Origin of the sequence: Streptomyces albospinus (assembly GCF_014648695.1) — a bacterium.
GTDB classification, from domain to species: domain Bacteria; phylum Actinomycetota; class Actinomycetes; order Streptomycetales; family Streptomycetaceae; genus Streptomyces; species Streptomyces albospinus.
Genome location: NZ_BMRP01000037.1, coordinates 44,946 through 56,743 on the forward strand (window position 1 = coordinate 44,946; position 11,798 = coordinate 56,743).

Genomic DNA, 11,798 nt, shown 5'->3' on the forward strand with positions numbered 1-11,798 from the left:
GCCTAACGGGCGAGCGGGTGGTGAGGTAGCGGGCGCTGCGCCCCGGCGCACGACACCGGGGCCCGCCCACGGGGGTCTCACGGGTTGGCCGGGCCGCCCACCTGGATGCCTGCCATCCGGGACCACTCGTACGGGCCGGTGCGGACCTTGGCGGCCAGCTCGCCGTCGAAGTCGTCCTGGAGCGTGATGCCGGCCCGGTCCGCGGCGTCCTTGGCGCTGGCGTAGCTGTCCGCCACCAGGTTGCCCCACTCGCCGTTGGCGCCGACCAGCGCGATCCGGGTGCGCCCGCGGCCGATGTGCGCGAGCTGGCCCTCGGCGCTGCCGCCGTGCGTCTTGGCGAAGGCGCGGATCTGCCCGGCGAGCCTGGCCGTCCGCTTGTCGGCCTGCGTGGCCGCCTTGGTCGCGGACGCCGCGCCGTCCGCCGCCGCCTGCTCGTCCGCCTGCTGGGTGTCTGCCATGGACAGCATGCTACCCGCGGGTAATGGAAGGAGGAAGGGCTTGCGGACAGTGACGCTCAGCGCAGGAACGGGTCCACGGCGACGGCGACGAACAGCAGCGAGACATAGGTGATCGACCAGTGGAACAGCCGCATCTCCTTGAGCTTGGCGCCCGTGATCCCGGCCTTGGCGCGGGACTGGAGGGCGTGCGCCTCACGGAGCCAGAACGCGCCGCAGGCCACCGCGACCGCGGTGTAGAACCAGCCGGTGTAGCCCAGCGGTTGGAGCAGCAGCGAGACGGCGACCATCACCCAGCTGTAGACGACGATCTGCCGGGCGACGACCTTGTTGCCGGCCACGGCCGGGAGCATCGGCACCCCGACCCGCTCGTAGTCCTCCTTGACCTTCATCGACAGCGGCCAGTAATGCGGCGGCGTCCAGAAGAAGATGACGAGGAAGAGGACGAACGAGGCCCAGGAGACGGAGTTGGTCACCGAGGACCAGCCGATGAAGACCGGCATGCAGCCCGCGATGCCGCCCCAGACGATGTTCTGCGACGTGCGCCGCTTCAGGATCATCGTGTAGACGACCACGTAGAAGAGCAGCGCCCCGAGGGACAGCATCGCCGACAGCGGGTTGACGAGGAACCAGAACCAGGCGGTGGAGCCGACCGCGAGGACGGTCGCGAAGACCAGGCATTCGCGCGGCGAGACCATGCCCGTCACCAGCGGGCGCTGGGAGGTGCGGTCCATCATCGCGTCGATGTCGCGGTCGAGGTACATGTTGTACGCCGCGGCGCCGCCGGCGGAGAGATAGCCGCCGACGCAGGTCGCCAGCACCAGCCACAGGTCCGGCACCCCGCGGGCCGCCAGGAACATCACCGGCACCGTGGTCATCAGCAGCAGCTCGATGACCCGCGGCTTGGTCAGCGCCACGAACGCCTTGAGCCGGGGGCCGAACGGCCGGTTACCGGGACTCCCGGGGACCTGAGAGAGCGCCCCCGCAGGACGGGTTTCGACGGCCGTCACGCACACCCCTGGAAGTAACGTCAGCGGCTTGAGCCGCGGAGATAAGGCCAGCAAGCTCCGCCGGCGTGATGACCCGGTACGGCTTGCGCTTACCACGCCACTTTAGACGTTGGCCATACGGCGATCTTCGCGGGGGTGGTGTCGTGTTGGCCCGCCGGACGCGGCGCGGTGGCGGCGGCTCCCGGCGGTATGTCCGGAGGATCCCCTGAGCTTTCCCCGGCCGTTCGCCCGACGTTCAAGAGGCGAACGCGACGGCCGCCCGGCAGTCTGGTCGTATGGCGTCGCCCCCGGCGCCGGGAATGCCCGAAGTGCCGATTCAGTTGCCCGAAGCGACAAGTCCCGTGACCGCGGCCTACCCGACTGAGCGCCGATTTCACCGACTGAGCGTCGAAAAGGCGCGTGCATTCACGGGGGTAGGCTCGACACCGCCTGGCGGACATACCGTCCGCGGCATTCGACATGTGGAGAGGAGCCCTGACTCAGGGTGAGCACCAAGCCGACCACCACAGATTTCGAGTGGACCGAACTGGACCAGCGGGCCGTGGATACCGTCCGTGTCCTGGCCATGGATTCCGTGCAGAAGGTCGGTAACGGCCATCCGGGTACGGCCATGAGCCTGGCTCCCGCCGCGTATGTTCTCTTCCAGAAGCTGATGCGGCACGACCCCGCGAACCCGGACTGGACCGGCCGCGACCGGTTCGTCCTCTCTGCCGGCCACTCCAGCCTGACGCTCTACATCCAGCTCTTCCTGGCCGGGTACGGCCTGGAGCTCGACGACCTGAAGAGCTTCCGCACGTGGGGCTCCAAGACCCCCGGTCACCCCGAGTACGGCCACACCACCGGCGTGGAGACCACCACCGGGCCGCTGGGCCAGGGCGTCGCCAACGCCGTGGGCATGGCGATGGCCGCCCGCTACGAGCGCGGCCTGTTCGACCCCGACGCGCCGCAGGGCACCTCGCCGTTCGACCACACCATCTGGGTCGTCGCCGGTGACGGTTGCCTCCAGGAGGGCATCTCCGCCGAGGCGTCCTCCCTGGCGGGCCACCAGAAGCTCGGCAACCTCGTCCTGCTGTGGGACGACAACCACATCTCCATCGAGGGCGACACCGAGACCGCGGTCTCCGAGGACACCCTCAAGCGCTACGAGGCGTACGGCTGGCACGTCCAGCGCGTCGAGCAGCTGCCCAACGGCGACCTGGACCCGGCCGGGCTGGCCAAGGCTCTTGAGGCCGCCAAGGCCGAGACCGAGCGCCCCTCGTTCATCGCGGCCCGCTCGATCATCGCCTGGCCGGCTCCGAACGCCCAGAACACCGAGGCCGCGCACGGCTCCGCGCTGGGCGCCGAAGAGGTCGCCGCCACCAAGCGCGTACTGGGCTTCGACCCGGAGAAGGACTTCGAGGTCGCCGACGCGGTGCTGGCGCACACCCGCGCCGTCCAGGACCGCGGTCGCGAGGCCCGGGCCAAGTGGGAGAAGTCGTTCGCCGCCTGGCGCACCGCCAACCCGCAGCGCGCCGCCGAGTTCGACCGGATCGCCGCGGGCGAGCTGCCGGAGGGCTGGGAGGACCACCTCCCCGCGTTCGAGACCGGCAAGTCCGTGGCCACCCGCGCGGCGTCCGGCAAGGTGCTGCACGCGCTGGGCGCGGTCATGCCCGAGCTGTGGGGTGGCTCCGCCGACCTCGCGGGGTCGAACAACACCACCATCGACAAGACCTCGTCGTTCCTCCCGAAGGGCAACCCGCTTCCTGGCGCCGACCCTTACGGCCGGACCATCCACTTCGGCATCCGCGAGCACTCCATGGCCGCGGAGATGAACGGCATCGCGCTGCACGGCAACACCCGCATCTACGGCGGCACCTTCCTGGTGTTCTCCGACTACATGCGCAACGCCGTCCGGCTGTCCGCGCTGATGCACCTGCCGGTGACGTACGTGTGGACGCACGACTCCATCGGCCTGGGCGAGGACGGCCCGACCCACCAGCCGGTCGAGCACCTGGCCTCGCTGCGCGCCATCCCGGGCCTGAACATCGTGCGCCCGGCCGACGCCAACGAGACCGCGATCGCCTGGCGCGAGATCCTGCGGCGCTGGACGAAGAAGTTCGGCGTGGGCGCCCCGCACGGTCTGGCACTGACCCGTCAGGGCGTGCCGACCTACGAGGCCAACGAGGACACCGTCAAGGGCGGTTACGTCCGCTTCGAGGCCGAAGGCGGCGAGCCGCAGGTCGTGCTGATCGCCACCGGTTCCGAGGTGCAGCTGGCCGTCGCGGCCCGTGAGCAGCTCCAGGCCGAGGGCGTGGCGACCCGTGTGGTGTCGATGCCGTCGGTGGAGTGGTTCGAGGAGCAGGACCAGGCGTACCGCGACAGCGTGCTGCCGCCGTCCGTCAAGGCCCGTGTCGCCGTCGAAGCCGGCATCGGCCTGACCTGGCACCGCTACGTCGGCGATGCAGGGCGGATCGTTTCCCTGGAGCACTTCGGTGCCTCGGCCGACGGCAAGGTCCTCTTCCGCGAGTTCGGGTTCACCCCCGAAGCGGTGGCCGACGCCGCCCGGGAATCGCTGGCCGCCGCCGCGCGCTGACGCCCGTACACGACAAGTAGGAGATGCAGAACCCATGACAGACGCACTCAAGCGCCTCTCCGATGAAGGCGTCGCGATCTGGCTGGACGACCTGTCGCGCAAGCGCATCACGTCCGGCAACCTCGCCGAGCTGATCGACCAGCAGCACGTCGTCGGCGTCACGACCAACCCGTCGATCTTCCAGAAGGCGATCTCCGCGGGCGACGGCTACCGCCAGCAGGTCCACGACCTCGCCACCCGCAAGGTCACCGTCGACGAGGCCATCCGCATGATCACGACGGCGGATGTGCGCGACGCCGCCGACATCCTGCGCCCGGTCTTCGACGCCACCGGCGGCCAGGACGGCCGGGTCTCCATCGAGGTCGACCCGCGCCTGGCGCACAACACCGCGGCGACCATCGCCGAGGCCAAGCAGCTGGCCTGGCTCGTGGACCGCCCGAACACGCTGATCAAGATCCCGGCCACCAAGGCGGGTCTGCCGGCCATCACCGAGGTGATCGGCCTGGGCATCAGCGTCAACGTCACGCTGATCTTCTCGCTGGAGCGCTACCACGAGGTGATGGACGCCTACCTGGCCGGCCTGGAGAAGGCCAAGGCCGCGGGCCTGGACCTGTCCCTGATCCGTTCGGTGGCCTCGTTCTTCGTGTCCCGTGTGGACACCGAGATCGACAAGCGCCTGGAGAAGATCGGCACGGACGAGGCCAAGGCCCTCAAGGGCAAGGCCGCCCTGGCCAACGCGCGCCTCGCGTACGAGGCGTACGAGCAGGTCTTCGGCACCGAGCGCTGGGCCGCCCTCGACAAGGCGGGCGCCCACAAGCAGCGCCCGCTGTGGGCCTCGACCGGTGTGAAGGACCCGGCGTACAAGGACACCCTGTACGTGGACGAGCTGGTCGCCCCGGGCACCGTCAACACCATGCCGGAGGCCACGCTCCAGGCCACCGCCGCCCGCGGTGAGATCACCGGCGACACGGTGCGCGGCACCTACGCCGCCGCCAAGGCCGACCTCGACGCGCTCGCCGGCCTCGGGATCTCGTACGACGACGTCGTGCAGCTCCTGGAGGACGAGGGCGTGGAGAAGTTCGAGGCGGCCTGGAACGACCTGCTCAAGTCGACGGAGGCGGAACTGGCGCGCCTCGCTCCCTCGGAGGGCTGATCTCCCTTGTCTGGTTCACACGGAGCTAACCCGCTCCGTGACGCCGCGGACCGACGGCTCCCGCGTATCGCGGGGCCGTCGGGCCTGGTCATTTTCGGCGTCACGGGCGATTTGTCCCGTAAAAAGCTGATGCCCGCGGTCTACGACCTGGCGAACCGGGGGCTGCTGCCGCCGGGCTTCTCGCTGGTCGGCTTCGCCCGCCGCGAGTGGGAGGACGAGGACTTCGCGCAGGAGGTGTACGAGGCCGTCAAGCAGCACTCCCGCACGCCGTTCCGCGAGGAGGTCTGGCAGCAGCTGGTCCAGGGCTGCCGCTTCGTCCAGGGCGACTTCGACGACGACGAAGCCTTCGAGACGCTCAAGGACACCATCGACGAGCTCGACAAGGCGCAGGGCACGGGCGGCAACTTCGCCTTCTACCTCTCGGTGCCGCCGAAGTTCTTCCCCAAGGTCGTCCAGCAGCTCAAGAAGCACGGGCTGGCCGACCAGAAGGCGGACTCCTGGCGCCGCGCGGTCATCGAGAAGCCCTTCGGCCACGACCTGAAGAGCGCCCAGGAGCTCAACCGGATCGTCCACGAGGTCTTCCCGCCCAACGAGGTCTTCCGGATCGACCACTACCTGGGCAAGGAGACGGTCCAGAACATCCTGGCGCTGCGGTTCGCCAACACGATGTTCGAGCCGCTGTGGAACCGCGGCTATGTCGACCACGTCCAGATCACCATGGCCGAGGACATCGGCATCGGCGGCCGGGCCGGCTACTACGACGGCATCGGCGCCGCCCGCGACGTCATCCAGAACCACCTCCTCCAACTGCTCGCGCTGACCGCCATGGAGGAGCCCGCCTCCTTCGAGGCGGACGCGCTGGTCGCGGAGAAGACCAAGGTGCTGGGCGCCGTCCGGCTGCCCAAGGACCTCGGCAAGGAGACCGTCCGGGCGCAGTACACGGCCGGCTGGCAGGGCGGCGAGAAGGTCGTCGGCTACGCCGAGGAGGACGGCATCGACCCCAGGTCGAAGACCGACACCTACGCCGCGATCAAGCTGGGGATCGACAACCGCCGCTGGGCGGGCGTCCCCTTCTACCTGCGGACCGGCAAGCGCCTGGGCCGCCGGGTCACCGAGATCGCGGTGGTCTTCCAGCGCGCCCCGCACTCCCCGTTCGACCACACCGCCACCGAGGAGCTGGGGCAGAACGCCCTGGTCATTCGGGTGCAGCCGGACGAGGGCGTGACCGTGCGGTTCGGCTCCAAGGTGCCCGGCACCTCGATGGAGGTGCGCGATGTGTCGATGGACTTCGCCTACGGCGAGTCCTTCACGGAGTCCAGCCCCGAGGCGTACGAGCGGCTGATCCTCGATGTGCTGCTCGGCGACGCCAACCTCTTCCCGCGCCTGGAGGAGGTCGAGCTCTCCTGGAAGATCCTCGACCCGATCGAGACGTACTGGGACAAGCACGGCAAGCCCGCGCAGTACCCGGCGGGCACCTGGGGCCCCGACGAGGCGGACGAAATGCTCGCACGAGACGGACGGAGCTGGCGTCGGCCATGAAGATCGATCTGACGGAAACCACAGCCAGCAAGATCAACAAGGCGCTGGTCCAGGGCCGTCGTGCCGTCGGCACCCCTGCCATCGGCATGGTGCTCACCCTCGTCATCGTCACCGACGAGGAGAACGCCTACGACGCCCTGAAGGCGGCCAACGAGGCGTCCCGCGAACACCCTTCGCGCACCCTCGTCGTCATCAAGCGGGTCAGCCGGTCGCCGCGCGACCGCGCCAAGGCCCGCCTGGACGCCGAGGTACGGGTCGGCACGGACGCCGGCACCGGCGAGACGGTGGTGCTGCGGCTGTACGGCGAGGCGATCGACCACGCGCAGTCCGTGGTGCTGCCGCTGCTGCTGCCGGACGCCCCGGTCGTGGTCTGGTGGGCGGTCAACGCCCCGCTGGACCCGGCGAAGGACCCGCTCGGCGCGCTGGCGCAGCGCCGGGTCACCGACGCCTACGCCTCCGAGGAGCCCATCCGGGAGCTCTCCGCGCGCGCCGACACGTACACCCCGGGTGACACGGATCTGTCCTGGACCCGGATCACGCCCTGGCGCTCGATGCTCGCCGCGGCGCTCGACCAGTCGCCGTGCACGGTCACCTCCGCCGTGGTCGAGGGCGAGGAGTTCAACCCCAGCTGCGAGCTGCTCGCCATGTGGCTCGCCAGCAGGCTGGACGTACCGGTCCAGCGCACCGTCTCGGCCGGCCCCGGGCTCACCGCGGTACGGCTGGAGTCCAGTGGCGGAACGATCGTCCTGGACCGCCCGGACGGCTCGCTGGCCACCCTCTCCATGCGCGCCCAGCCGGACCGCGCGGTGGCGCTCAAGCGGCGGGAGACCGCCGAGCTGCTCGCCGAGGAGCTGCGCCGGCTCGACCCGGACGACATCTACGCCACCGCGCTGAAGTACGGCGTGGAGCGCATCGGCGAGCCGGACGGGCAGCCGGCGGCACCGGCCGCGGCGGACCCGGCGACCGGCAAGGCTGCGGACGCGGGCAGCGCACCGGCCAAGGCGGCGAAGAAGGCGCCCGCCAAGAAGGCAGCCGCCAAGTGAGCACTCCGCAGGTCGTCGTCCACCGAGACAAGGAGCTGATGGCCAAGGCGGCAGCCGCCCGGCTGATCACCAAGATCGTGGACGCCCAGGCGGCCCGTGGCTCCGCCTCCGTCGTGCTGACCGGCGGGCGCAACGGCAACGGGCTGCTCGCGGCCCTCGCCGAGGCGCCCGCCCGGGACGCCGTCGACTGGTCGCGGCTGGACCTGTGGTGGGGCGATGAGCGGTTCCTGCCGGAGGGGGACCCGGAGCGCAACTACACCCAGGCCCGCGCGGCGCTGCTGGACGGCGTCCCGCTCAACCCGGCGCGGGTGCACCCGATGGAGCCGGCCGGTGGCCGCTTCGGCAACGACGTGGACGCGGCGGCCGAGGAGTACGCCCTCGAACTCGCCGCCGCGGCCGGGCCGGAGGACCACGGTCCGGTGCCGTCCTTCGACGTGCTCCTGCTGGGCGTCGGCCCGGACACCCATGTCGCCTCGCTGTTCCCCGAACTGCCCGCGGTCTACGAGCGCGAGCGGACGGTGGTCGGGGTGCACGGCGCGCCCAAGCCCCCGCCGACCCGGATCACACTGACCCTGCCCGCGATCCGTGCGGCACGCGAGGTGTGGCTGCTGGCGGCCGGCGCGGACAAGGCCGGGGCCGCGGCGATCGCGCTCTCCGGTGCCGGGGAGGTCCAGGCGCCGGCAGCCGGTGCGCGGGGCCGCAGCCGGACGCTGTGGCTGATGGACGAGGCGGCGGCCTCCCAACTGCCGCGCAGCCTCTACCCACCGGCGTCGCCCTGAACCGCCGACCCGCCGACGGCCCCACACCCCCCGAGGGTGTGGGGCCGTCGGCGTACGGCATCAACGCCCGCGCAGCTCGCGGTACTTGGCGACCAGACCGGCGGTGGACGCGTCCAGGCCCGGCACCTCCGCGCCCTCGGTCAGCGCCGGCTCGACGCGCCTGGCCAGTACCTTGCCCAGCTCGACGCCCCACTGGTCGAAGGAGTCGATGTTCCACACCGCGCCCTGGACGAACACCTTGTGCTCGTAGAGCGCGATCAACTGGCCCAGTACGGACGGGGTGAGCTCCGACGCCAGGAGCGTGCTGGTGGGGTGGTTGCCCCGGAACGTGCGGTGCGGCACCAGCTCCTCGGCCACGCCCTCGGCACGCACCTCGTCCGGCGTCTTGCCGAACGCCAGCGCCTGGCCCTGCGCGAAGAGGTTGGCCATCAGGAGGTCGTGCTGGGCGACCAGCCCGGACCGAAGGTCGTCCACCGGCCGGGCGAAGCCGATCAGGTCGGCCGGGATCACCTTCGTGCCCTGGTGGAGGAGCTGATAGTAGGCGTGCTGGCCGTTGGTGCCGGGCGTGCCCCACACGACCGGGCCGGTCTGCCAGGCGACCGGATTGCCCTGGCGGTCGACGGACTTGCCGTTGGACTCCATGTCCAGCTGCTGGAGGTAGGCGGTGAACTTGGAGAGGTAGTGGCTGTACGGCAGCACGGCGTGCGACTGGGCGTCCCAGAAGTTGCCGTACCAGATCCCCAGCAGGCCCAGCAGCAGCGGGACGTTCTCCTCCGGCGGGGCGGACTGGAAGTGCTCGTCGACGAGATGGAAGCCGGCCAGCATCTCGCGGAACCGCTCCGGGCCGATCGCGATCATCAGCGACAGGCCGATGGCGGAGTCGTAGGAGTAGCGACCGCCGACCCAGTCCCAGAACTCGAACATGTTGACCGTGTCGATGCCGAACTCCGCGACCTTCTCGGCGTTGGTCGACAGCGCCACGAAGTGCTTGGCGACGGCCTCCTCCCCAGCGGCGCCCAGGCCGCTGAGCAGCCAGCTGCGGGCGGAGGTGGCGTTGGTGATCGTCTCGATGGTGGTGAAGGTCTTCGAGGCGATGACGAACAGCGTCTCCGCCGGGTCCAGATCGCGCACCGCCTCGTGCAGGTCGGCACCGTCCACATTGGACACGAAGCGGAACTGCATGTCCCGGTGGGTGTAGGCGCGCAGCGCCTCGTACGCCATCGCCGGGCCCAGATCCGAGCCGCCGATACCGATGTTGACGACCGTCTTGATGCGCCGGCCGGTGTAGCCCTTCCAGTCGCCGGAGCGGACCCGGTCGGCGAAGGTGGCCATCTTCGTCAGGACGTGCTGCACCGCGGGGACGACGTTGACGCCGTCGGAGGTGATGACGGCCGAGCCGGGCGCGCGCAGCGCGGTGTGCAGCACGGAGCGGTTCTCGGTGATGTTGATCTTCTCGCCGCGGAACATCGCGTCCCGCAGCTCGGCCACACCGGTCGCCGCGGCCAGCTCGCGGAGCAGCCGCAGCGTCTCGTCGGTGACCAAGTGCTTGGAGTAGTCCAGGTGCAGATCGCCGACCTGGAGGGTGAACCGCCGGGCGCGGTCGGGATCCTTGGCGAACAGCTCGCGCAGGTGCACCTCCCCCAGCTGCTCGCGGTGCTTGCTCAACGCGGTCCACTCAGGCATCTGGTCGAGCCTGCTGCGGCCTTCTGCGTTCATCTCGGACATCAGCCTTCTTCGTCTCGTAGCGGCCCCGCCATCCTCCAACCTAATTGATCAGGGCACGGTATGAGGTATCTGTCCGCTGTCGGACGAAGTGCTGTCGCCGGTCCGAACAGCCGGTATCAGCGCGAGGGTGCCCAGCCCCAGCAGCACAGCGGCCAGCAGCGCCGGGGCGTTGGGCCCCAGGGCCGCGGCGACCGCACCGCCGAGCAGCGCGCCCAGCGGGGTCCCGGCGACGGAGACCGTGCGGAACGCGGAGCTGATCCGGCCCACCATCCCCTCCGGGCTGCGCTGCTGCACGACCGTCGTCTCCAGGACGTTCCACACCATGCCGGCGAAGCCGAACAGGCCCAGTGCCAGGGCCGCGGGCCACAGCGCGCGCACCGTCCCCAAGGACACCAGCGCCGCGGTCTGCAACAGCCCTGCCACCAGCAGCGTGCGGGCCCGGCCGCCGGTCGCGGCGATCACAAGGCCGGCTGACAGCCCCCCGAGCACCGTCCCGGCGCCGTATCCGGTCGTCACCACGGCATAGCCGAAGTCACCGGCGCCCAGCCAGCCCTTGACGATGACGACGAGCGTCGCGATCAGCGCGCCGATGCCGATGTTGCCCAGCGCCACGGACAGGCAGAACGCGCGCAGCACCCGGTCGCGCCACAACGCCCGTATGCCGTCGGCGATTTCTCGCCGGATGGTGCGCCCGGCGGCGGGCCGCGGCCGGGCCGGGACGGCGATCCGCAGCGAGGCCACCAGGGCGGCGGCGACGAGATAGGTCACCGCGTCGGCCGCGAAGGGCAGCGCGGCGGCCAGTCCGATCAGCGCCGGTGCCAGCGGTCCGCCGACGAACCGGCTGACCAGCTCCTGGCCGGTCATCAGACGGGCGTTGGCGGTCTCCAGCAGCTCCTTGGGCACGACCGACGGCAGCAGAGCCGTGGCGGCATTGTCGAAGAGCGTCTGAAGGGTCGTCAGCGCGAACGCCAGGGTCAGCAGCAGCCCGATCCGCGCCTGGCCGAGCGCGACCGCCAGCGCGAACCCGGCCACCAGCAGCCCGCGCAGCACATCGACCGCCCACATCGCCCTCCGCTGGTCGATGCGGTCGGCCACCGCGCCGCCCAGCAGCCCGAAGAAGAGCCAGGGCAGAAAGCCGCAGACGGTGACCAGCGAGATCAGCAGCGGCGAATCCGTGAGTGCGTAGGCGAGCAGCGGAAGCGCCGTGCCGCGCAGCGCGTCACCGAAGCGGGAGACGGCCGCCGCGCTCCACAGCCGCCCGAACCCGCCCCGCCGGGCGAGCACCCCAACTCCCGCCGCGCTGCCCGCTTCCGCGCTCGTCATGCCCACCCCCGTACGCCGCTGCCGGTGCGGATCCGCTGCGCATCCGCCTATGAAAAACCGTACGGGCTACCACTGACAACGGGCCTCGGGCACCTTCCCCATCCACTGCCTCAGATGCCCGCGGGCGCCCGGCAGCGCCCGGATGGCGCCTCGCCCAGGGGGCATTCACCGGCGCGGACCACGCGAACGGCCCGGCCGG

General features: G+C 70.8%; 9 protein-coding genes. 5 read left to right on the plus strand and 4 right to left on the minus strand.

Annotated features, from left to right (window positions below; all coding sequences use genetic code 11):
* Positions 1-77: 77 nt before the first annotated feature.
* Together IEZ17_RS32570 and IEZ17_RS32575 are read right to left on the minus strand one after the other, a co-directional pair.
* Positions 78-467, minus strand: coding sequence for a hypothetical protein (locus IEZ17_RS32570; protein ID WP_189306490.1), 390 nt, complete (start codon positions 465-467; stop codon positions 78-80).
* A 47-nt stretch (positions 468-514) separates the two neighbouring features.
* On the minus strand, positions 515-1,465 hold the full coding sequence (locus tag IEZ17_RS32575; RefSeq protein WP_189306492.1) for a heme o synthase: 951 nt from the start codon (positions 1,463-1,465) through the stop codon (positions 515-517).
* A gap of 484 nt (positions 1,466-1,949) precedes the next feature.
* Between IEZ17_RS32575 and tkt the strand changes: the two genes are divergently transcribed.
* Genes tkt through pgl form a run of 5 tightly spaced genes read left to right on the plus strand, consistent with a single transcriptional unit; the run spans position 1,950 to position 8,551 of the window.
* Positions 1,950-4,037, plus strand: a complete 2,088-nt coding sequence (gene tkt / locus IEZ17_RS32580; protein WP_189306494.1) for a transketolase — start codon at positions 1,950-1,952, stop codon at positions 4,035-4,037.
* Positions 4,038-4,071: 34 nt separating this feature from the next.
* The gene (tal, locus tag IEZ17_RS32585; RefSeq protein ID WP_189306496.1) at positions 4,072-5,190 is read left to right on the plus strand and encodes a transaldolase; all 1,119 of its coding nucleotides are present in this window, start codon (positions 4,072-4,074) and stop codon (positions 5,188-5,190) included.
* A 6-nt stretch (positions 5,191-5,196) separates the two neighbouring features.
* Positions 5,197-6,729, plus strand: a complete 1,533-nt coding sequence (gene zwf / locus IEZ17_RS32590; RefSeq protein ID WP_189306498.1) for a glucose-6-phosphate dehydrogenase — start codon at positions 5,197-5,199, stop codon at positions 6,727-6,729.
* Positions 6,726-7,772 carry a glucose-6-phosphate dehydrogenase assembly protein OpcA gene (gene opcA / locus IEZ17_RS32595; protein WP_189306500.1) on the plus strand — a complete coding sequence of 349 codons (1,047 nt, stop codon included), beginning with the start codon at positions 6,726-6,728 and terminating at the stop codon, positions 7,770-7,772. Before zwf ends, opcA begins: the two co-directional genes overlap by 4 nt.
* Positions 7,769-8,551 carry a 6-phosphogluconolactonase gene (gene pgl, locus IEZ17_RS32600; protein WP_189306502.1) on the plus strand — a complete coding sequence of 261 codons (783 nt, stop codon included), beginning with the start codon at positions 7,769-7,771 and terminating at the stop codon, positions 8,549-8,551. The genes opcA and pgl overlap by 4 nt, the downstream gene beginning before the upstream one ends.
* 60 nt (positions 8,552-8,611) lie before the next feature.
* Here the strand turns inward: pgl and pgi are convergent, their stop codons facing one another.
* Positions 8,612-10,267 (minus strand): glucose-6-phosphate isomerase, encoded by a 1,656-nt coding sequence (pgi, locus tag IEZ17_RS32605; protein ID WP_189306524.1) that lies wholly within the window; start codon positions 10,265-10,267, stop codon positions 8,612-8,614.
* A 57-nt stretch (positions 10,268-10,324) separates the two neighbouring features.
* Complete coding sequence (locus IEZ17_RS32610; RefSeq protein ID WP_189306504.1) at positions 10,325-11,599, minus strand: MFS transporter; 1,275 nt, start codon at positions 11,597-11,599, stop codon at positions 10,325-10,327.
* Positions 11,600-11,798 lie beyond the last annotated feature (199 nt).

What these genes read in the sequence shown, in the direction of transcription:
- opcA (WP_189306500.1), top strand. Translation starts at nt 6,726, where the DNA reads ATGAAGATCGATCTGACGGAAACCACAGCCAGCAAGATCAACAAGGCG.
- tal (WP_189306496.1), top strand. Translation starts at nt 4,072, where the DNA reads ATGACAGACGCACTCAAGCGCCTCTCCGATGAAGGCGTCGCGATCTGG.
- pgi (WP_189306524.1), bottom strand. Translation starts at nt 10,267, where the DNA reads ATGAACGCAGAAGGCCGCAGCAGGCTCGACCAGATGCCTGAGTGGACC.
- IEZ17_RS32610 (WP_189306504.1), bottom strand. Translation starts at nt 11,599, where the DNA reads ATGACGAGCGCGGAAGCGGGCAGCGCGGCGGGAGTTGGGGTGCTCGCC.
- IEZ17_RS32570 (WP_189306490.1), bottom strand. Translation starts at nt 467, where the DNA reads ATGCTGTCCATGGCAGACACCCAGCAGGCGGACGAGCAGGCGGCGGCG.